General features: G+C 71.8%; 20 protein-coding genes, 1 tRNA gene and 1 pseudogene. 13 read left to right on the plus strand and 9 right to left on the minus strand.

The annotated features are described in order from the left end of the window. Positions 1-94: 94 nt before the first annotated feature. Complete coding sequence (locus BGO91_RS20475; protein ID WP_290474584.1) at positions 95-1,165, plus strand: hypothetical protein; 1,071 nt, start codon at positions 95-97, stop codon at positions 1,163-1,165. Positions 1,166-1,172: 7 nt separating this feature from the next. Continuing rightward, on the plus strand, positions 1,173-2,243 hold the full coding sequence (locus tag BGO91_RS20480) for a hypothetical protein (RefSeq protein ID WP_290474585.1): 1,071 nt from the start codon (positions 1,173-1,175) through the stop codon (positions 2,241-2,243). Positions 2,244-2,249: 6 nt separating this feature from the next. On the opposite strand, the gene BGO91_RS20485 is transcribed toward BGO91_RS20480, so the two are convergent. The 4 genes from BGO91_RS20485 to BGO91_RS20500 form a co-directional block, all read right to left on the minus strand. Next, a complete protein-coding gene (locus BGO91_RS20485; protein WP_290474586.1) occupies positions 2,250-3,737 on the minus strand; it encodes a glycosyltransferase family 39 protein in 1,488 nt (495 codons plus the stop codon). Next, positions 3,734-4,495, minus strand: a complete 762-nt coding sequence (locus tag BGO91_RS20490) for a polyprenol monophosphomannose synthase (protein WP_290474587.1) — start codon at positions 4,493-4,495, stop codon at positions 3,734-3,736. Before BGO91_RS20490 ends, BGO91_RS20485 begins: the two co-directional genes overlap by 4 nt. Before the next feature lie 116 nt (positions 4,496-4,611). Further along, entirely contained in the window at positions 4,612-6,336 is a 1,725-nt protein-coding gene (locus tag BGO91_RS20495) for a HAMP domain-containing sensor histidine kinase (protein ID WP_290474588.1), read from the minus strand. A gap of 62 nt (positions 6,337-6,398) precedes the next feature. Continuing rightward, a complete protein-coding gene (locus tag BGO91_RS20500) occupies positions 6,399-7,091 on the minus strand; it encodes a response regulator transcription factor (RefSeq protein ID WP_018191755.1) in 693 nt (230 codons plus the stop codon). 104 nt (positions 7,092-7,195) lie between these two features. Here BGO91_RS20500 and BGO91_RS20505 point away from each other — a divergent pair, with 104 nt between their 5' ends. The 4 genes from BGO91_RS20505 to BGO91_RS20520 are packed head-to-tail and all read left to right on the plus strand — an operon-like array spanning position 7,196 to position 10,978. Then, positions 7,196-8,413 (plus strand): FAD-dependent oxidoreductase, encoded by a 1,218-nt coding sequence (locus tag BGO91_RS20505; RefSeq protein ID WP_290474589.1) that lies wholly within the window; start codon positions 7,196-7,198, stop codon positions 8,411-8,413. After that, positions 8,400-9,311, plus strand: coding sequence for a dihydropteroate synthase (folP, locus tag BGO91_RS20510; RefSeq protein WP_290474590.1), 912 nt, complete (start codon positions 8,400-8,402; stop codon positions 9,309-9,311). Before BGO91_RS20505 ends, folP begins: the two co-directional genes overlap by 14 nt. Continuing rightward, a complete protein-coding gene (locus BGO91_RS20515) occupies positions 9,304-10,056 on the plus strand; it encodes a pyrimidine reductase family protein (RefSeq protein ID WP_290474591.1) in 753 nt (250 codons plus the stop codon). The genes folP and BGO91_RS20515 overlap by 8 nt, the downstream gene beginning before the upstream one ends. Further along, on the plus strand, positions 10,043-10,978 hold the full coding sequence (locus tag BGO91_RS20520; RefSeq protein ID WP_290474592.1) for an aminoglycoside phosphotransferase family protein: 936 nt from the start codon (positions 10,043-10,045) through the stop codon (positions 10,976-10,978). Before BGO91_RS20515 ends, BGO91_RS20520 begins: the two co-directional genes overlap by 14 nt. A 123-nt stretch (positions 10,979-11,101) precedes the next feature. Here BGO91_RS20520 and BGO91_RS20525 read toward each other — a convergent pair whose 3' ends face one another. The 3 genes from BGO91_RS20525 to BGO91_RS20535 all read right to left on the minus strand — a co-directional run bounded on the left by BGO91_RS20525 (position 11,102) and on the right by BGO91_RS20535 (position 15,079). Further along, complete coding sequence (locus BGO91_RS20525; RefSeq protein ID WP_290474593.1) at positions 11,102-12,745, minus strand: DNA repair helicase XPB; 1,644 nt, start codon at positions 12,743-12,745, stop codon at positions 11,102-11,104. Between the two features lie 70 nt (positions 12,746-12,815). After that, the gene (locus tag BGO91_RS20530) at positions 12,816-14,759 is read right to left on the minus strand and encodes a helicase-associated domain-containing protein (protein WP_290474594.1); all 1,944 of its coding nucleotides are present in this window, start codon (positions 14,757-14,759) and stop codon (positions 12,816-12,818) included. A gap of 23 nt (positions 14,760-14,782) precedes the next feature. Then, the gene (locus tag BGO91_RS20535; RefSeq protein WP_290474595.1) at positions 14,783-15,079 is read right to left on the minus strand and encodes a hypothetical protein; all 297 of its coding nucleotides are present in this window, start codon (positions 15,077-15,079) and stop codon (positions 14,783-14,785) included. Positions 15,080-15,135: 56 nt separating this feature from the next. Between BGO91_RS20535 and BGO91_RS20540 the strand changes: the two genes are divergently transcribed. Continuing rightward, complete coding sequence (locus BGO91_RS20540; RefSeq protein ID WP_021754477.1) at positions 15,136-15,516, plus strand: cold-shock protein; 381 nt, start codon at positions 15,136-15,138, stop codon at positions 15,514-15,516. Next, complete coding sequence (locus tag BGO91_RS20545) at positions 15,509-16,336, plus strand: DUF3027 domain-containing protein (protein WP_290474596.1); 828 nt, start codon at positions 15,509-15,511, stop codon at positions 16,334-16,336. The genes BGO91_RS20540 and BGO91_RS20545 overlap by 8 nt, the downstream gene beginning before the upstream one ends. Here the strand turns inward: BGO91_RS20545 and BGO91_RS20550 are convergent. Then, positions 16,286-16,435 (minus strand): annotated as a pseudogene (locus BGO91_RS20550) (DUF2530 domain-containing protein); the annotation flags it as partial. The gene BGO91_RS20545 and the pseudogene BGO91_RS20550 overlap by 51 nt on opposite strands. Positions 16,436-16,443: 8 nt before the next feature. Further along, positions 16,444-17,559, minus strand: coding sequence for a phosphoserine transaminase (gene serC / locus BGO91_RS20555; protein WP_290474597.1), 1,116 nt, complete (start codon positions 17,557-17,559; stop codon positions 16,444-16,446). A 130-nt stretch (positions 17,560-17,689) separates the two neighbouring features. Between serC and BGO91_RS20560 the strand changes: the two genes are divergently transcribed. From BGO91_RS20560 to BGO91_RS20580, 5 genes are all read left to right on the plus strand, one after another. After that, positions 17,690-18,385: a metal-dependent transcriptional regulator gene (locus BGO91_RS20560; RefSeq protein WP_290474598.1), complete on the plus strand. Its 696-nt coding sequence runs from the start codon at positions 17,690-17,692 to the stop codon at positions 18,383-18,385. A gap of 221 nt (positions 18,386-18,606) precedes the next feature. After that, entirely contained in the window at positions 18,607-19,590 is a 984-nt protein-coding gene (locus tag BGO91_RS20565) for a C40 family peptidase (RefSeq protein WP_290474599.1), read from the plus strand. Between the two features lie 354 nt (positions 19,591-19,944). Then, positions 19,945-20,442, plus strand: a complete 498-nt coding sequence (locus tag BGO91_RS20570; RefSeq protein ID WP_290474600.1) for an HNH endonuclease — start codon at positions 19,945-19,947, stop codon at positions 20,440-20,442. 33 nt (positions 20,443-20,475) lie between these two features. Beyond that, positions 20,476-20,550, plus strand: a tRNA-Arg gene (locus BGO91_RS20575). Positions 20,551-20,688: 138 nt separating this feature from the next. Further along, on the plus strand, positions 20,689-20,916 hold the full coding sequence (locus tag BGO91_RS20580; protein ID WP_290474601.1) for an RNA-binding S4 domain-containing protein: 228 nt from the start codon (positions 20,689-20,691) through the stop codon (positions 20,914-20,916). Positions 20,917-20,962 lie beyond the last annotated feature (46 nt).

Raw genomic sequence — 20,962 nt, forward strand, 5'->3', positions numbered from 1 at the left:
GCGGATAGTCTTCTCGGCAGGGGGATGCGGCGTATGCCGCATCGGGAATGCGCTCGCGGGGGCCGCCGCGCGAACGCGGAATCGGGGAGGAACCATGCGCTCGTCACACTGGACCATCGTCGCCGCAGCCGGCGTGCTGCTCGCGCTGAGCGGATGCACGCCCGGGGCCGAGGGCGGCCCGACGTCGACCGCCTCCCCGCGCCCGACGGCCTCCTCCTCACCGACCGCGGTGACGACACCCGCACCGGCCTGTGCCGACCTCGCGGACCCGGGAGTGATCACCGCGCTCGTCGGAGGCTCGGGAACGCCCCAGAAGTTCGAGCACCTCCAGCCGGGCGGGATCTACGGAGACGCCGCATGGAGCATCTGGACGGCGAACGGTGCCGTCTGCGGCTGGGGTGAGCGGGGTGCTGATCAGTCGATCGAGCAGCCGATGCCGGGGACGGTCCTGCTCCAGGTCGTGCCGGGCCTGGAGAGCGCGTGGAACGCTCTCGCCCAGGAGAGCAGCCCGAGCGCGGGCAGCCCGTACGACGGCGGCGTCTCACTGGGCGGCCACTGCGATCGCGGTCTCTGCCTGACCGACGTGCTCGTCGATGGCGCGTGGCTGCATGTTCAGGCGGAGGGGGAGAGCGCCCTCGGCGAGTCCGCCTTCCACGGGTTCGTCCAGGGCGTGGTCACGCGCTATCGAGCGCTCCCGGCGCCGACGGTGCGCCAGCCGCATCCGCGGTCCTGCGACGACCCGGCCCTGCAGAGCGCCGTGAAGAGCGTCTTCGGCGATGGAGACCTGGTCGGTCCGGACGGCTCCCCGCAGTTCGTTCTCAAGGACGCGCTGGCTCGAGCCGGGTACCTCACCGCCTGCCGCTTCGACTCGTCGTCCGGCGCGAAGGGCTGGGAGACGTTCGTCACCGTCCTCGACGATGCGCCGCCGAGTCTCGTGGCGGCCTACCGGTCGGGCACGGACCACCCCGACAGTCGTCCGGTGGACGTGTCGGCGCTCGGCAGCGACGCGTCGGGCCTCTACGAGCCCACCGTGGACTCCGAGCGCACGATCGTCGACGTCGCCGACGGCGGACGCTGGCTGCAGGTCGAGACCTACAACACCGACGACACCGCCAAGACGGTGAACCTGGCCCAGAAGCTCCTCGCGAGCAGCTGGGTGAAGTAGGAACGTCGTGCCCCCGATCAGGCGGATCGTGACCGTCGCACTCGCCGCGAGCGTCCTCCTCGCCGTGAGCGGTTGTGCCGAGCTCGGCCTCCCGCTGCCGGGGACGCCGACCGGCACGGCGACCCCGACCGGGCCGGCCGCGCCGCCCGCGTTCGCGCTCGACTGCCCGGCGACCGTCGGCGCTGCGGATCTGGCGTCGGTGCTCGGCGCGCAGGCGACCGCCGTCACGACGCCTCCCGGCATCCTCGCGTCCGCGGCCGCGGCGGGACCCCTGGCGCTCCCGGCGGTGGGCGGAGCAGCCTGCCGCTGGAAACACGGCACGGACACGCTCGTCGTGCAGGTCCTCCCGCACGCGGCCGCCGCCTGGACGACCCTCGCCGCGGCGTACCCGAACGCCGCCACTCCGGGAGCGGACTACGACGGCGGGGTGTCCCTCGGCGGCGACTGCACGCTGACGCCGACCGTGATCTGCCGCACGAACGTCCTGGTCGGGGAGGCTTGGCTCGCCGTGGAGCTCACCGCGGCGGCCGCTCCCGGCCTGACCGAGGCCGGGTTCCACGACATCGTGCAGCGCGCGCTCCCGTCGGTCGCGGCGGCGGTCGCGAAGGCCCCGAGCCCGGTCCCGGCCGCGAAGGCGTTCGACTGCGCGGACCCGGGCCTGCGCGCCGAGCTGCAGCAGACCTTCGCTCTGCCCGCCGTGACATCGATGGGCACGGAACCGACGTTCCGGATCGCCGACGCGGTGATCGTCGCGCCGGGAGCCACGCTCTGCGCGTTCCAGCCGAACGAGGATGGCAGCGGAGGCTACCTCGGCAGCCTGTCGGTGCTCCCGGGCACCGCGGCCGCCTACGAACAGCTCCGCGCCGCCGTCCTCGCCCAGGACCCGAGCGCGCACAGCGAGATGATGACGGTGAAGGGCGAGCAGGTCCCGGCCCTCGTCTGGGGTGTCACGGCCGACGACACGGCGTTCACCTCGGTCGACGCGATGATCGGGACGCGCTGGGTCGAGTTCCGCTCCACCGATCCCGACGACAGCCGTTCGCTCGCGATCGTGCAGTGGGTGGCCGCGACGCTGTAGCCGGGGTCAGCGGCAGTTGGCGGCCGCGGTGGCGCGATCGAACGCGTAGAACGTCACCTCGTTGAGCATCGTCTCCCGCAGCTCCGCCCGGTGCGCGTCGATGAAGGCGGTGACCGCGGGCGAGATCGGCGACCGGGGCGAGACCTTGGTCGCCACGGCGACGATGCAGGCCGCGGTCGGATCCGCTGTCGCGCGATCGCCGATGGTCTCGTCCCACTCCCAGGGCGCGGCGCCGCTCACCAGGATCAGGCCGGACGTGATGCCGTCCTCGCGGAGCGTGCTGTCGATGCGGCCGAAGCCCGTCGGCCCGTCGTTCCACACCAGGAGGGAGGTGGTGACGGCCGAGACGAGGGCGAGGGCGAGCGCGGCGGCGCCGATGACGCGCAGCACGGTCCGCACGCCGCGCACGACCGGCGCTCTCAGCAGCCACACGACGCCGATGCCGGCGAGAAGGCAGATGGCCCACATCCACGCGTAGTAGTACGACGGCAGCGCGTTCTTGGCGATGAACAGGTAGAAGATCACGAGCAGCGCGAGCGCGAGCGCGAGATAGGCCACCAGGAAGCGATGGCGGCGATCGAACAGGGCCGCCACGGTGCCGATCGCGAAGACGACGACGGCCACCGGGCCGACGCCCTTCCACGCGAAGTAGAGGTTCGCCCACCAGGGCGGATGCGCGGTCGCGGTCCCGGCCAGATCGATCAGGTGGCCCGTCGCGTTCTGGGCGCCCTGGAACGCGACGAGGTCGGAGATGCCGGACACGACTCCGATGGGCCAGTAGACGAGCACGACGGTGAGGGCCAGGGCGGGCACGGCGACGGCCAGCGCGAGGAGCGCGTCCTTCCACGGCCTGCGGACCAGGATGAGCAGCAGGAAGGCGGGGATGATGACGGCCGTGGTCGGCTTGCTGGTCGCCGAGAGCCCCAGGCTGACCGCGGCGATCCCGATCCACACGATCGATCGACCGCGATGCCACTGCCAGGCGGCGGCCATTGCGGCGATGGCGAAGAAGACCATCACGGGGTCGAGCACGGCGAAGCGGTCCAGGCGGAACTCGAAGGTGCCGGAGACGCCGCGCGGGAGCAGCAGCCAGAACGCCGTCGGCACCAGGGCAGGCATCCACCCGAGCTCCGGGCGCAGCCAGAGGAAGATGATCGCGCCCGCGAGCACCGTGAGCGACCCTGCGAGCAGGCGCGGGGCGAGCGGGCCCTCGCCGAAGAGCAGCTGGATGGCGCCGAACAGGTACTTCGCCGTCGGCGGCTGCTCGTGGTTCGCCGTGAGGTCGCCGCTGAGGTAGAGGCGGCCGACCAGGATGTACTGGGGCTCGTCCGCGTTGAAGTTCGCCGCGAGGATGTTCCAGAGCGACTGGTACGCGCCCCACACGAACACGACGACGAGGGCCGTCCAGCGGACCGCCGGGCGGTCGGCGAACCGCGCGAGGGGTCCGGGGCCGGGAGGCGCCGCGTGCGCCGGGGGTTCCGTCACGGTCGTCATCGGGTCGGGGTGCTTCCCGAGGAGACACGGCGTGCCGGGCGTCGGCGCAGCCGGCCGGGCAACCCGGCGATGCCCCAGCCGGTGACGCGCAGCATGGCCTCGACCACGATGGACGCGGTCATCTTGGAGCTGCCGTACTCGCGCTCGACGAAGGTGATGGGCACCTCGACCACCCGCTCGCCGGCGGCGTACGCCCGCCGGAGCATGTCGATCTGGAAGCAGTAGCCGCGGCTGGTCACGTCCTCGAAGGCGATCCGCTCGAGGGCGTCCGCGCGGTAGGCGCGGTAGCCGCCGGTCACATCCCGCGCGGGCAGGCCGAGGGCGAGACCGGAGTAGAGGCTCCCGCCGCGCGAGAGCAGCACGCGGCGCTTCGGCCAGTTCTCGATGGCGCCCCCGGCGACCCAGCGCGAGCCCACGACCACGTCGGCGTCCTCGACCGCGTCGAGGAGCCGGTGGAGCTGCTCGGGCCGGTGGGAGCCGTCGGCGTCCATCTCGACGATGACGTCGAAGCCGTGGTCCAGTCCCCAGCGCATGCCCGCCCGGTACGCGGCGCCGAGGCCGGCCTTCCCGGTCCGGTGCAGCACGTGGACGGTGTCGTCGTCGTGGGCCAGACGGTCGGCGATCTCGCCGGTGCCGTCGGGGGAGTTGTCGTCGACCACGAGGAGATGCACGTCGGGGCCTGCGCCGCGGACGCGCCCCGCCATCGTCTCGAGATTCTCACGCTCGTTGAACGTCGGCATCACGACCAGCGCGCGCACTCCACCCCCAGGATTGTGTTCGGAACCCCCATGACACGGATCGACGATCCGGCCTCAATTCTGCCATGCGCTGCGGACGCGCATGACCTCGACGGGGCCTGGCGGACAGCGGCCCCCTACGGCTGCAGCGGCTTCGGCGCGGCCGGGGAGCCCGCCAGCGGGAGCGTCACCCGGAACGTGGCGCCGCCTCCCTCGGTCTCCGAGACGTCGACGGTGCCGTTGTGCGCCGCCACGATCGAGGAGACGATCGCGAGCCCGAGGCCGCTGCCGCCGGTCTCGCGGGCGCGGGAGGTGTCGGCGCGCCAGAAGCGCTGGAAGATCTTCTCGCGGATCTGCGGCGGGATGCCCTCGCCGTGGTCGCGGACCTCGAGCGACGCACGCTCGGTGCGGTGGTCGATCTGCACGGCGATCTCGATCGGGGTGTCGACCGGCGTGTAGCGCAGGGCGTTGCCCATCAGGTTCGTGACGACCTGGCGCAGCTTGTTCTCCTCCGCGAGCACGATGGCGGGCTCGGCGGGCGCCGGGTTGGCCAGCACGACCTTCTCCGTCGTCGTGATCGGGATCGGCTCGGTCCCGCGACGCGGACGGCTGCGGCGCAGACGTGCGAGGGCCGAGCCGGCGAAGGCGATCGGGCCGGTGGCGTTCGAGACCTTGCCGGCGGAGGCGGAGGACGGCAGCTCCGAGAGCGGCATCGGGACGGTGTCCAGGGTCGGCTCGTCCGGGTCGGTGGAGGGCGCGGCCGCGGGCACGGGATCGGGAGTCAGCACCGTGACGATGCGGCCCGGCGACCCGGCCATGGCGTCCATCGCGGCGTCCTGCGCGATGCGCACCAGGTCGACCGCGTGCAGGTCGAGCGGCTTCGCCTCGTCGAGGCGGGCGAGCTCCAGGAGGTCCTCCACGAGGATGCCCATCCGGATCGCCTCCTTCTCGATGCGCTCCATCGCCTGCGCGACGTCCTCCGGGGTCTGCAGCGCGCCCATCCGGTACAGCTCGGCGTAGCCGCGCACTGACACGAGCGGCGTGCGCAGCTCGTGGGAGGCGTCGCCGACGAAGCGCCGCATCTGGTCGATGGTGCGCGCGCGGTCGCTGAAGGCGCGGTCGATCCGGTTCAGCATGGTGTTGAGGGAGCGATTGAGCCGGCCGACCTCGGTGTTCGGGGTCGCACCGCCGAGGCGCTGGCTGAAGTCGCCGTCGGCGATCCGCGCGGCGGTCTGCTCCACCTCCCGCAGCGGTTGGAAGGTCGTGGTCACGAGCATCCGGGTGAGCCCCGCGCCGACGATGATCACGATCACGCCGAAGCCCAGGAAGATCGCCAGGAAGCTGGCCATCACCGTGTCGATCTGCGAGGTGGTCGTCGCCACGATGGCCGTGCCGAGGGCCCCCGGCGGATTCGTCAGCGTCACCGTCTGCGCCAGGGCGCGGTAGGTGGTGCGCCCGTCGTTGCTCTGCAGCGGGTAGCCGCCCGCGGGCAGCTTCTTGCCGTCGGCGACGCTGAGGGTGTCGGGCACGGCGGGGCGGTGCGAGTACGGGATGTTGGTCCAGTTGGTCTTGACCAGGTTCCCGTCCGCGTCGTAGAGCGCCGCGAAGTAGTCCGAGGGGCTCGCGTCGGAGGCGATCTTCTCGCTGTCCGACGACGTGCCGTAGAGGTACGTGTTCAGGTACGACGCGCCCGACGCCGCCGAGAGCTGCGCATCCAGCTGGTCGAGCAGCACCGGCTTGAGCATCGACATGGTGCCGATGCCCGTCACGAGCAGCCCGAGCGTCAGCATGAGCACGGTGACACCCGTGATCTTCGTGCGCAGGGAGATCGCGTTCCAGCGGTCGAGCAGGCGTGAGTGCATCAGGCCGTCAGTCTACGCAGCGCATTCTGTGTGCCCCCGGTGCGCCGGAGCGCAGGCGGAGGTCACGCCTTGGCGGCCTTGAGCATGTAGCCGAAGCCGCGCTTGGTCTGGATGAGCGGCTCGCTGGAGTGCGCATCCACCTTGCGGCGCAGGTATGAGATGTACGACTCCACGATGCCCGCGTCGCCGTTGAAGTCGTACTCCCAGACGTGGTCCAGGATCTGCGCCTTGCTCAGCACGCGGTTCGGGTTGAGCATCAGGTAGCGCAGCAGCTTGAACTCGGTCGGGCTCAGCTCGATGGGGGTGTCGCCCACGAACACCTCGTGGGTGTCCTGGTCCATCGTCAGCTCGCCGGCGCGGATGACGGCGTCCTCGTCGGCCTGCATGGTGCGGCGGAGGATGGCCTTGATGCGCGCGACGATCTCGTCGAGGCTGAACGGCTTGGTGACGTAGTCGTCGCCGCCGACCGTGAGGCCGGTGATCTTGTCCTCGGTGTCGTCCTTCGCGGTGAGGAACAGGATGGGCGCGGTGTAGCCCGCGCCGCGGAGCCGCTTGGTGACGCCGAAGCCGTTCATGTCCGGCAGCATGACGTCGAGGATGATGAGGTCTGGCTCCTCTTCGAGGACCGCGGAGATGGCCTGCGCACCGTTGCCGACCGCGCGCACGGCGAAGCCGGCGAAACGGAGGCTCGTGGTCAGCAGATCGCGGATGTTCGGCTCGTCGTCGACGATGAGAATGCGTGGTCCTGCGTTCATGGTGCCTAGTATCTGCGCGGCGGCTGTGGCTTAGCTGTGAGCGGCTGGGGTGCGCCCTACGCGAGGGTCTGGTGCCGACCGTGCGATCAGTGGATGCTGTGGACATGTCGAATCCCACCGTCGTCATCGCCGGGGCCGGGCTCGCGGGCGCGACCACCGCGGTCGAGCTGCGCGAGCGCGGGTTCGCCGGCCGCATCCTGCTGCTCGGCGCCGAGGAGCACCACCCGTACATCCGGCCCCCGCTCTCGAAGGAGTACCTGAAGGGCGAGGGGGATGTCGGCGACACGTACGTGAAGCCGGGGGAGTGGTATCCCGAGCACGACGTCGAGTTCCTGCCCGGCACCGAGGCGGGCTCGTTCGACCCGGGCGCGCACGAGCTGTTCCTCACCGGCGGCGCCCGGCTCACCTACGACAGCCTCGTGCTGGCGACCGGCGCGCGGCCACGTTCGCTCGACGTGCCCGGCAGCGGGGGCGGCGACGTGCTGCGCCTGCGCACCATCGAGGACAGCCAACGGCTCTACGCGGCCCTGGAGGTCGGCGGCCGGCGCGTGGTCATCGTCGGCTCCGGCTGGATCGGGATGGAGGTCGCGGCCGCCGCCCGCGGCTACGACAACGACGTGACCGTCGTCGGCCGGCAGAGCGTCCCGCTGGCCGGCGCGATCGGTGCCGAGCTCGGCGGCGTCTTCGAGCGGCTGCACCGCGACCACGGCGTGCGGTTCGTGACCGGTGCCGTCGCGGCGGTCGAGGGAGGCGCCGGTCACGCCGTCGTGCTGGCCTCGGGCGAGCGCATCCCGGCCGACCTGGTGGTCGCGGGCGTGGGTGCCACCCCGGACGTGCTGGTCGCCGAGCGCTCCGGCCTCACCATCCAGAACGGCGTGCTCACCGACAAGGGGATGCGCACCTCCGCGGAGGACGTCTTCGCCGTCGGCGACCTTGCCAACCCCTTCCTGCCCGCCATCGGCCGGCACCTGCGCAACGAGCACTGGGCCAACGCGATCGCGGGCGGCACCGTCGCCGCGCGCAGCATCCTGGGCGAGCGCGCGAGCTACGACGACATCCCGTACTTCTACTCCGACCAATACGATCTGGGCATGGAGTATTCGGGATACGCACCGCTCGCCGCGAACGCCCGCGTCGTCTTCCGCGGCGACGTCGACGCGCGCGAGTTCGTCGCCTTCTGGCTGCGCGACGACCGCGTGGTCGCCGGCATGAACGTCAACGTGTGGGACGTGCAGGACGACATCCAGCGCCTCATCCGCTCCGGCGACCGCCTCGACCCCGCCCGCCTGACGGACGAGAGCGTGGACCTTGCCGCGCTCTGAGCCCTACCTGCCCCCGCTCCGCGTGCCCGTCCGCACCATCGGCGCGCGCACCTTCGACTTCTCGCGGCACGTCGCCGTGATGGCCGTCGTGAACCGGACCCCCGACTCCTTCTACGACCAGGGGCGCACGTACGCCCTGGAGGCCGCCGTCGACGCGTGCTTCGAGGCCGTCGCGCTCGGCGCCGACTGGGTCGACATCGGCGGCGCCCCGTTCGCTCCCGGCGACCCCGTCCCGGTCGAGGACGAGATCGAGCGCGTGACCCCCGTCGTGAGCCGGCTGCGGGAGGGGTCCGACGTCGTCATCTCGGTCGACACCTTCCACGCGCGGGTCGCGCGCGCCTCCATCGACGCCGGCGCCACCGTCATCAACGACACGACCGGGCTCAGCGATCCCGACCTCGCCCGCGTCGTCGCCGACAGCGCGGCCACCCTCGTCATCACGCACAGCCTCGCCGAGCCGCGCACCGTCTACCCGCGCCCGCAGTACGGGGATGTCGTCGCCGAGGTCTCCGCCTTCCTGCTCGACCGCGTCGACCGGGCGCTCGCCGCCGGGGTGCCGGAGGAGCGGATCATCATCGACCCCGGGCACGACCTGAACAAGAACACCCTCCACTCGCTCGAGCTCACCCGCCGCCTCTCCGAGCTGGCCGACCTCGGCTACCCGGTGCTCGCCGCCGTTTCGAACAAGGACTTCATCGGCGAGACCCTGGATGCTCCGCGCAGCGAGCGCCTCGAAGGTTCGCTCGCCGCGGCCGTCGTCTCGATCGTCAACGGCGCCCGGATCATCCGGATGCACGACGTGCATGCCTCGGTCGCCGCCGCCCGCATGACGGAGGCCATCCTCGGCCTGCGCGCGCCCGCCTACCTGAAGCACAACATGGGAGACGTGAATGAGTGACGCCGCCATCGGACGCCTGTTTCCCGCGCCCGCGCAGGACGCCCTGAGCGACGCCGACCTCACCGCGCTCTACGACCTCCCGACGCGCTCGCCGTGGGTGCGCGTCAACTTCGTGAGCAGCGTGGACGGCGCCGCCACCGTGCAGGGCCTGTCCGCCGGGCTCGGCGGCGACGCCGACCACCGCGTCTTCGACCTCCTGCGCCGCCTGTGCGACGTCGTCGTGGTCGGCGCGGGCACCGTGCGCGCCGAAGGGTACGGCCCCATGCGCGTCGACCGCGCCGCCCAGCGCGCCCGCGTCGCGGCCGGCCTGACCGAGCAGCCCGTGTTCGCGCTGGTCTCGGCCGGGCTCGATCTCGACCCGGCCAGCCCGATCTTCACGGACGCGCCGGTGCTGCCGATCGTCGTCACCACCGAGACGGCCCCCGCGGAGAAGCGCGACGCCCTCGCCGCCGTGGCCGACGTCCTCGTCTGCGGCGTCGACCGGGTCGACCCCGCCGCCATGGTCGCCGCTCTCGGCGAGCGCGGTCTCGCCCGCATCCACTGCGAGGGAGGCCCGCACCTCTTCGGCGACCTCATCACCGCCGACTCCGTCGACGAGCTCTGCCTCACCGTCAGTCCCGAGCTCGTCGCCGGCACCGCCTCCCGCATCGCGACCGGCGCCACCCCGCCCGTCCCGCGCGAGCTGCGCCTGGCCCATGTGCTCCAGAGCGAGAGCACCCTGCTGCTGCGCTATGTCCGCCCCTGACCCCGCCACGGCGCCCGAGGTGCGGCCCGCCATCGACGCAGCACTGGTGCGCCGGCTCGTCGACACCCAGTTCCCGCAGTGGCGCGGCCTCCCCATCGCGCCCGTGGAGCACGACGGCTGGGACAACCGCACCTTCCGGCTCGGGAGCGAGCTGAGCGTGCGCCTGCCGAGCGCCGCGGGGTACACGGGGCAGGTCGCCAAGGAGCAGGAGTGGCTGCCGCGTCTCGCCTCCCGGCTGCCGCTGCCCATCCCGCAACCCGTGGCCGTCGGCGTGCCCGGCGACGGGTATCCGTTTCCGTGGTCGGTGTACCGGTGGCTCCCGGGCCGGCCGCTCGCGCTCGCGCTCGCGCGGCGCGAGGTGGGTGGGGCGGACGGGGTGGATGACGTGGACGCCGTCGACGCCGTCGTGCTCGCCCAGGACCTCGGCGCGTTCCTCGTCACCCTCCGCGGAGTCGATGCGACCGACGGCCCCGCGCCCGGCCCGCACAACTTCTTCCGCGGCGCCCCGCCCGGCGTCTACGCCGACGAGGCCGTCGCGGCGATCGCGCTGCTCGGCGACGACGCGCCCGCCGCGCGCGCCATCTGGGAGCGGGCCACCGCGTCGCGCTGGGAGGCCGCGCCCGTCTGGTTCCACGGCGACGTCGCCGAGGGCAACCTCCTCGTCGACTCCGGCCGCCTCAGCGCCGTCATCGACTTCGGCACCTCCGGCGTCGGCGACCCCGCCTGCGACCTCGTCCTCGCCTGGACCATGTTCGACGACCCCGCACGCACCGCGTTCCGCGACGCCGTCGCCCTCGACGACGCCACCTGGGCGCGCGCCCGCGGCTGGGCCCTCTGGAAGTCCGCCATCACCCTCCGCGACCACCCCACCGACCCCGCAGCCCGCACAACGCTGCGCCGCCTTCTCACCGACCCGGCCTGACCCGTCCCGGCCACCTGGCCCTCCAGCAACTCCGGCGATTTGGCGCGAATCCACGCGGATCACCGGAACAACGGCGAACCGAGCGGCGTGTCGCCGGAGATCTCCGGAGTTCCGGCGACGCCCCTAGGCAGCCTGCAGCGTGTGCGCGTCCAGGATCGTGTACGAGTACCCCTGCTCGGCCAGGAACCGCTGCCGGTTCTGCGCGAAGTCCTGGTCGACCGTGTCCCGGGAGACCAGCGTGTAGAAGTTCGCCGACAGCCCCGACTCCTTCGGGCGCAGGAGGCGGCCGAGACGCTGCGCCTCCTCCTGCCGCGAGCCGTACGAGCCGGAGACCTGGATGGCGACCGTCGCCTCCGGGAGGTCGACCGAGAAGTTCGCGACCTTGCTGACGACCAGCACCTGCGTGCGCCCGTCGCGGAACTCCTGGTACAGCCGCTCGCGCTCGTCCACCGGCGTCGCGCCCGTGAGCTGCGGCGCGCCCAGCGCCTCGGCGAGTTCGTCGATCTGATCGAGGTACTGGCCGATCACGAGGATGCGCTCGCCCGCGTGCCGGTCGACGAGCTGCCGCACGACGTCCAGCTTGGCCGGGGCGGTCGCCGCGAGGCGGTAGCGCTCGTCGTCCGCGGCGGCCGCGTAGCTGAGCCGCTCGGAGGCGGGGAGGTCGATGCGCACCTCGTAGCACGCGGCGGGGGAGATGAAGCCCTGCGCCTCGATCTCCTTCCACGGCGCGTCGAAGCGCTTGGGACCGATCAGGCTGAAGACATCGCCCTCGCGGCCGTCCTCGCGCACGAGCGTCGCGGTCAGACCGAGGCGGCGGCGGGCCTGCAGCTCGGCGGTCAGCTTGAACACCGGCGCGGGCAGGAGGTGCACCTCGTCGTAGACCACGAGTCCCCAGTCGAGCGCGTCGAGCAGCGCCAGGTGGGCGTACTCGCCCTTCCGCTTGGCCGTGAGGATCTGGTAGGTCGCGATCGTGACCGGCTTGACCTCCTTCACCTGCCCGGAGTACTCGCCGATCTCGTCGGCGGTCAGGGTCGTGCGCTTGAGCAGTTCGTCGCGCCACTGCCGCGCCGACACCGTGTTGGTGACGAGGATCAGCGTCGTGGTCTTGGAGGTCGCCATCGCCCCCGCGCCGACGAGCGTCTTGCCCGCGCCGCAGGGCAGCACGACCACGCCCGAACCGCCGTCGAAGAAGTTGGTGACCGCCTTGCGCTGGTAGTCGCGCAGCGCCCAGCCGTCCTCGATCAGCCCGATGTCGTGCGGGGTGCCGGGGGTGTAGCCGGCGAGGTCCTCGGCGGGCCAGCCGAGCTTCACCAGCTCCTGCTTGAGCTGCCCGCGCGCCCACGCCTGCACGGCGAACGTCGTGTCCCCGCGGCGCTCGAGCAGCAACGGCGCGATGCGCTTGGCGCTCGCCACCTCGGTGAGCACGGCCAGGTCGTCCGACCGCAGCACCAGCTCGCCCTCGTCGTCGCGCGCGATCGCGAGGCGCCCGTAGCGGCCGACGGTCTCCGCCACATCCACCGACACCGTCTGCGGGATGGGGAACTTCGAGTACCGCTCGAGCGTGCCCAGCATGTCCTCGGCCGTGTGGCCCGCGGCGCGCGCGTTCCAGAGCCCGAGCCGGGTGATCCGGTAGGTGTGGATGTGCTCGGGGGCGCGCTCCAGCTCGGCGAAGACGGCGAGATCGTGGCGGGCGTCCTCGGCATCGGGGTGGGCGACCTCCAGCAGGACGGTGCGGTCGCTCTGGACGATCAGGGGGCCATCGGACATAACGGCTGAGTCTACGCCGCGCGGCTGGCCGTCAGGCTGGGTGCGCGCTCGCCACGCTGCCCGCCGCCCGTCACGCCGGCCGCACGCCCTTCACACTCGACAGCGGCAGCGTCCGCTCGATGTCGGCCGCCCGATCCCGCCCGCGCAGGCGCCCGCCGCCGACCCCGGTCGGCTCGAGCAGGTAGTCCACCGTGCGCCCGTCGGGCATCGCGACCTCCACGATCACCGTCTGCCGGGCGCGCACGGCCTGGTCGAGCTGGCGGGCCAGCCACTGCTCACCGGTGTCGTCCGTCGTCGCCTCGTCCACCGCGCGCAGCCGCTCGACCAGCTCGCGGTCCTGGTCGCGGGAGGCGACGGGATGCGGATGCGCGTACCGCTGCCTCCGCAGGGCCACCGGAACGCCGTCGTCGTCCTCGGCGACCACGGGGTACCGGGCATCTGAGAGGGCCCAGAACACCACATCCCGCGGGAACCGGCTGCGCAGCTCGTCGGCGTGCACCGGGGCCAGCCGCAGCGACGACAGCGACTGGTCGACCTGGATCGTGCGCAGCAGGGTGGCGTCGGCCGAGTGGATGGCGCTGCGGGCATCCCCGTCGTCCACAGCCCGCACCCGCACGCGCCCGTGCCGCTCGGTCACATCCGTGATCAGGTAGTCCAGCGGCTGCGGGAGGCCGGTGAGCGAGATCCCGGCCAGGAAGTCCCGGATGCTCGACGCCGACTCGCCGGCGGTGATCGCGCGGTCGATCGAGGCGGGGGAGAAGCGGAAGGTCGACGCCAGCGCCCGGCTCTCGAGGTCGGCCATCCCGCGCAGGCGCGCCTCCAGGTCCGGGGCGAGCGGTCCGGGCGAGATGACGGTGAGGTCGTGTTGCAGGTAGACGCCGCGCACCTGGGCGGGGAAGGCGGGCGTGAGCAACGCGGCCGCGGCCTCGGGCCCGTGCTCCACCAGCTCGGTCCCGGCGCTGGAGGGGGCTCCGGCGGCGGTCACGCCGAGCCATTCCGCGTCGCGCGGGTGGGCATCCACCCGCTGCTGCGCCTGCTCGGGCGCCGCCGGGTACAGCCAGGCGACGTGCTCGCGCAGGCTGTCGCCCCACGAGGCGCGACTGCGGGCGGCCACGAGGGCGCGCAGGTCGTCCGGCAGTGCGTCGAGCCAGGCCGCCACGAGGGCGCGCCAGCGCTCGGGAGTGGAGGCGTGGAGCCACTCGGCCGCGGGCTCGGTGGGCAGCCAGACGCCGTCCTCCAGCGCGGCGAGCCCGGCACGGGAGGCGACCGACAGCACGGTCGGGATGGCGGACGCGTCGACCGCGAGGGCCTCGGCGAGCCGCTTCACCGCGGGCAGGGCCAGGCCGCCGCGCTGCAACTCGCGGGCACCCTCCCGTGAGAGCTCGGCCAGCAGCTCGGAGACCGCGACGACCGCGTCGAACGCCCGGTCGGCGGCGAGGCGGTCGGTGAAGCGGCGCTCCGTGTCCGGCACCGGCGCGAGGGCGGGCGGTGGCGCGGTGTGCAGCAGGTCGTCGGGCGATGGGAGGGTCGCCTCCGGCCACGCGGTCAGCCGCGCGAAGACCGCGTCGTAGGTCGTGAAGCCGTGGGGAGCCGGGCGGGAGCCGCTGTCGTCCGCGTCGCCCGCGCCGTCTCCGCCGCCCGCGCCCTCGCCGCCATCGCTCCCGTCCTCGGCGGCCGCGGGCTGCGCCAGGAGCAGCGCGCTCAGCGCCTCCAGCGCGGACTCCACGGCCGGGACGCTCAGCCCCGCGGTGGCCGGCTCGTCGGCGAGCAGAGCGGCGATGGCCTCCACGCCGAGCGGCTCATCCGCGTGCCCCAGCGCGATCAGCACGGCGAGGCGGGTGCGGTCGAGGCCGACCAGTGCCCGCTGGACCGATTCGGCGTCCAGCAGCGCCTCGGCCAGGTCGAAGAAGTCGGAGACCCCCGCACGCCGGATGCTGCGGCGGTGCAGGGAGGAGATGAGCGCGTCGTCGCCGAGCGCTCGCAGACGCGCCGCCAGAGCGAGCGTCGTCGTCATCGCGGCGGTCCGCGGTCGCCCGCCTAGCGCCGGCCCTTGGTGTCCAGGGCCTTGGCGGCCTTCGCCGCCTTGCTGCGCTGGCGGCCGACGACGATGATCAGCGCGATGATGAGCACGAACGCGATCGGGAGGGCGATCAGCGGGAAGACGAAGACCGCCGGCCACAGCCCCTCACCCGATCCCTGCTGCGCGAATCCGCCCACAGCGGTGCCGATCAGGATGGCCGCGATGCAGACCAGAGAGACGATCACGAGCGCCGCGATGATGTACGAGAGGACGCGCTGCACACGAGATGCGGGCGCTGGGGTCTGCTGGGTCACGAAATCAAGGATAATTGAGGTTGGTCATTCGATCCCCCATGTGAAGTGAGGTTCCCATGCCAACCGGCAAGGTCAAGTTCTACGACGATGAGAAAGGCTTCGGCTTCATCAGCGCCGACGACGGTCAGGAGGTCTTCCTGCACGCCTCCGCGCTGCCCGCCGGCGCGGTCGTCAAGGCGGGATCGCGCCTCGAGTTCGGCATCGCCGACGGCAAGCGCGGTGCGCAGGCGCTGTCGGTGCGCGTCCTCGAGACGCCCCCGAGCCTCGTGAAGATGAAGCGCAAGTCGGCCGACGACATGGCGATCATCGTGGAGGATCTGGTCAAGCTCCTCGACGGGATCGGCTCCAACCTGCGTCGCGGCAAGTACCCCGACAAGCAGCACGGCGCGAAGATCGCCGCTGTGCTGCGGCGCGTTGCGGACGACCTGGATGCCTGACACCGGCATCGAGGATCTGCTGGCGGCCGAGCCGCTCGCCCGCCGCGCGCTCGCGGAGATCACACCCGAGTCGACGGTCGGCGCTGCCATCGGTCACGTCGTCGAGGGCGAGGGCGTCGTCTCCCTGCTGTTCGAGTGCACCCTCCCCGGCTACCCGGGATGGCGCTGGACCGTCACCGTCGGCCGTGCCGACGAGGACGCCGAGCCGACCGTGCTGGAGGCCGAGCTGATGCCGGCCGACGGCGCGCTGCTCGCGCCCGACTGGGTGCCGTGGTCCGAGCGTCTCGCCGACTACCAGGCGGCGCAGGAGGCCCTCGCGGCCGAGGCCGCCGCTGCGGGTGAGGGCGAGGACGACGACGAGTCCGACGAGGACGAGTCCGACGATGACGAGTCGGATGACGACGCCTCCGACGAGGATGACGACGACGACTTCGACGACGAGTCCGATGACGACGACGACGACCGCGACGTGCACGACCTGCACGGCGACGACGACTTCGACGGCGTGGACATCGACAGCCTCCACGCGGATGACTCCGGCGACGATGACGCGGACGACTCCGACGACGCCGACGACGCCGACGACGCCGACGACGCCGACGATGTCGACGACGACGCCGACGTGGACGCCGATCTCGACCTCCCGGCCGAGGAGGCCGCCGCGCTCGAGGAGCCGACGGCGCTGGCCGAGGCCGAGTCAGCCGCGCTTGCGCCGGGTGACGGTGAGGTAGACGAGTCCGGCGACGCCGAGGGCGAGGCCGACGACCACGGTCCAGATCCAGACGTCCGGGGCGAAGAGCAGCACGGGGACGAACGCTAGGACCCACAACGCGAGACCGACCAGGACGGCCCGCCGATCATCCGTCTTCGCGGGTGTCGGATCGGGCCGTCTCTCGTCGTCTCGGAGCCAGAGCCGCATGGCGGTGCTCAGCCCAGCCGCTCCACCACGTACTCGACGCAGCCGATGAGCGCGCGCACGTCCGACGGCTCGATGGCCGTGAACGTCGCGATGCGCAGCTGGTTGCGGCCGAGCTTGCGGTAGGGCTCGGTGTCGACCACGCCGTTGGCGCGGAGGGTCTTGGCCACCGCGGCGGCGTCGATGCGGTCGTCGAAGTCGATCGTGACGACGACCTGCGAGCGGTGCGCCGGGTCGGCGACGAACGGGGTGGCGTAGTCCACGCCCGCGGCCCACGTGTAGAGGGCGTCGGACGACTCGCGGGTGCGGGCGTCGGCCCAGGCGAGGCCGCCGTTGCCGTTCATCCACTCGATCTGGTTGTCGAGGAGGGCGAGGGTCGCGACGGCCGGGGTGTTCAGCGTCTGGTTGAGGCGCGAGTTGTCGATCGCGTTCTTGATGCTGAGGAACTCGGGGATGTAGCGGCCGCTCGCGGCGATGCGTTCGACGCGCTCGATCGCGGCGGGGGAGAAGAGGGCGAGCCAGAGGCCTCCGTCGGACGCGAAGTTCTTCTGCGGCGCGCAGTAGTAGACGTCGGCCTGCGACGCGTCGATGTCGACGCCTCCCGCCGCGCTCGTCGCGTCGATGACCGTCAGCGCGCCGGCGTCGCCGTTCACGCGGGTGACCGGCGCCATCACACCGGTGGAGGTCTCGTTGTGCGGCCAGGCGTAGACGTCCACGCCCTCCACGACCTCGGCGGCGCTGCGGGATCCGGCGGCCGCCTCGATCACGTGCGGGGCCTCCAGCCACGGCGCGGCCGCGGCCTTGGCGAACTTGCCGCCGAACTCGCCGAAGACGAGGTTCTGGCTGCGCTTCTCGATGAGGGAGAACGCCGCGGCGTCCCAGAAGGCGGTGGAGCCGCCGTTGCCGATGACGACCTCGTAGCCCTCCGGCAGGCGGAACAGGTCGGAGAGGCCCTGGCGGACGCTGCCGACGAGGTTCTTGACCGGTGCCTGGCGGTGGGAGGTGCCCAGCAGCGCCGCGCCCGGCCCGGCCAGGTAGGCGAGCTGCTCGGGGCGGACCTTGGACGGGCCGCAACCGAAGCGGCCGTCGGCGGGCAGGAGGTCAGTGGGAATGGTCACATCCGGCATAAAGAGAGTGTATTGGCTGTTGGATAGCGCGGAGGGCCGCACGGGCCCCATCGACGCGCCTGCACATTTCTGTCATCGGCAGCAAGTAGGCTCTAGTGCGACATTCGCGTGCCTGCAAGTGGAGGGGTTCATGACCGATCTGATCGACACGACCGAGATGTACCTTCGCACCATCTTGGAGCTCGAGGAGGACAACATCGTCCCCCTGCGGGCGCGCATCTCCGAGCGCCTCGGGCACTCCGGCCCCACGGTCTCGCAGACCGTCGGCCGCATGGAGCGCGACGGCCTCGTCGTCGTCTCCGGCGACCGCCACCTCGAGCTCACCGAGGAGGGCCGCCGCAAGGCCGTCAACGTCATGCGCAAGCACCGCCTCGCGGAGCGCCTGCTCAGCGACGTGATCGAGCTCGAGTGGGAGTACGTCCACGAAGAGGCCTGCCGCTGGGAGCACGTCATGAGCGAGCAGGTCGAGCGCAAGCTGCTCACCATGCTCGGGCACCCGACGGAGTCGCCCTACGGCAACCCCATCCCGGGTCTCGGCGACCTCGGCGACCTCGGCACGACCGAGGTGGCCACGCAGAACCTCGTGAACCTCGTCGACGTCGTGCGCGGCTCCGACTCCGGGGTGACTGCCAGGATCCGCCGGCTCGGCGAGCCGGCGCAGGTCGACCCCGAGCTGCTGCTGCAGCTCAAGCAGGCCGGTGTCTTCCCCGGCTCGACCGGCACTTTCTCCGCCGCCGGTTCGTACGTCGGCGTGCAGATCGAGGGCTTCGAGACCGGCCTGGAGCTGCCCAACGAGCTCGCCGCCCACATCTTCGTCGAGGCCTGAGTTCCGTTACCTTTTCGTTAAAAAAGCTCCGAAAAGATGTGACAAACGGGTGAGCGTCCCGTAGTCTCTTACGAGTCCGAACGGGCCACAACCGGCCCACCAGGACCCGAACCGGGACGCTCCACACCCCCTGAACCCGTCTCCCGGTTCGTGAAGCCGAAGCCAATTCGCATCGGGCGGGGGCAGCCACCCTAGGGTTGCCGGAGCGCAGGAGGATGCACTTGGCCCACTCGAGTACGCCCGGCCCTGCCCAGGACCGCACGAGCACCGAAGCCACACCGACGACCGCCGAGACGGGCATCCCCGCCTCCTCCGCAGCGGTCTCCCGCCGCTCGCTCCGCGCTGAGCGCACCACGCAGGCTGCCGCCCCGCAGCGCACGAGCACCGCTGCCCGTGCCGCCGCTCCGGCGAAGCCCACCGCATCGTCGTCCGGCGGTTCCGCCTCCACCGGCTCCACCGCCGTCGTGAAGAAGACCCCCGCCAAGAAGCGCAAGGGCGGCTGGGCCATCAACGTCGCGGTCATGACCGTCGCGACCGGCATCATCGCCACCATGTCTCTTCCCGCCTTCGCCTTCAACCCGGACAACGCCGAGAACTCCGCCTTCGGCCCCTCCGCCGCCGACAGCATGAAGAAGGCCCAGTCGCAGAGCGTCGAGGTCGGCACCACCGTCGCCTCCGCCGCCGTCGCCCGCGACGCCGCCTCGGCCACCACCGAGGAGCAGCTCGCCTCGCAGAAGGCCGCTGCAGCCGCCTCCGCTGCCGCAGAGGCCGCCCGCCAGCGCGCCGCCGTCAGCCTCACGAACTACGCGAACAGCTACTCCGGCCCGTCGGTCTCCGACTTCCTGGCCAACCCGCCCTACCCCAACTTCAGCCTCGACTCCGTCTTCTCGGTGGCGCAGCAGTACATCGGCACCCCGTACGTCTTCGGCGGCGCCTCGCCCGCGGGCTTCGACTGCTCGGGCTACGTGCAGTTCGTCTACGCCCAGTTCGGCGTCTCCCTCCCGCACTCCGTGTCGGGTCAGGCCGCGGCCGGCAAGCGCATCTCCATCGCCGACGCCCGCCCCGGCGACATCGTCATCATGTCCGGCCACGACGGCTTCTACGCCGGCAACGGCAACATCATGGACGCCCCCGAGGTCGGCCGGTCCATCTCGGTGCGCCCCATCTGGACGAGCGACTTCTACATCGTCCGCCTCGGTATCTGATTCGTGTCCGGCCGGTGAACTCCTCCCGGCCCGGCTGTGAAACGGCGCGCCTCGAATAGGAGGCGCGCCGTTTCTGCGTTACTCTGATCCCCTGATGCCGCTTCATCCGGTTGACGTCGTGCCCGGAGTCAGGTCGCCGCGAGCGACCCGGCGGGCGAAGCGCGGCCTTCTGCCGGTCGAGCGCCAACGCGATTTCCTGCTGTGCCGTCACCACGTGGAGCCCTGCCTCCACCATCACGTGGTGCGTCACCACCACCATGCCGTTCCTTCATTGGGCGCTGTCCGCACGGACAGTGCCCTTTTTGTTTGCCCGGCACCCGTCATCCCCTCTCTCGCCCTCCCGGAAGGTCGCAGATGAAGACTCTCGTCCTCAACGCCGGCTACGAACCCCTCGCGGTCGTCTCCTACAAGCGCGCCATCGTCCTGGTCCTGAACCAGAAGGCGACCGTGCTCGCCAGCGACGGCGCCCACCCCGTGTGGAGCATCTCCGGCAGCTACGAGAGACCATCCGTCATCCTGCTCACCCGCTACGTGCGCCTCCCGCACGGCCGCACCGTCCCCGTCAGCCGCCGCGGCGTCCTCCGCCGCGACCTCCACCGCTGCGGCTACTGCGGCAAGTCCGCCACCACCATCGACCACGTCCTGCCCCGCTCCCGCGGCGGCCGCGACAGCTGGGAGAACCTCGTCGCCTGCTGCCTCCGCTGCAACAACCTCAAAAGCGACCGCACCCCCGCCGAGATGGGCTGGACCCTCAACATCACCCCTCGCGCCCCACGTGACGCCTCCTGGGTCGTGCGCGGCTCGGAGGCGCCCCTACCCGACTGGCAGGACTACCTCGCGCCGGCGGCATGACAGGTTTTCGTTTTCGCTAGACTCGATGGGCTGGCCTCTGTAGCTCAATGGAAGAGCTGCTCCGTCCTAAGGAGAAGGTTGGGGGTTCGAGTCCCTCCAGGGGCACCATCCGTCGAACGTGTGCTTCGACCGGGGCGTTCGCAGTCACAAGCCGCCCGCTCGCTCAAGATCGCCAGGGCCTCATATTGCGGACACATCTGGAGAGCCGGTGCGACCTCGCGAACCGAGGTCAGCTACCATTCCAGAATGACCCCCTCGCCCCCGATCGACGACACCCCGATCGGCGGCGACGGCATCCGCCTCGGCCAGTTCCTGAAGTTCGCCGGGCTCCTCGACTCGGGCGGGAATGTCAAAGAGGCCATCATCGATGGCTACGTGACCGTGAACGGCGAGGTCGATCGGCGTCGCGGGCGGCAGCTGCAGCTCGGTGACATCGTGACGTTCGAGGGACGCAGCGTTCGCGTCTGCCCGTGACGGAACCGGCACTCGCTCGCGCGTAGGGGTCCGCTTCCGTACGGTT

Origin of the sequence: Leifsonia sp. 71-9 (genome assembly GCF_001898805.1) — a bacterium.
Taxonomy (GTDB): Bacteria; Actinomycetota; Actinomycetes; order Actinomycetales; family Microbacteriaceae; genus Leifsonia.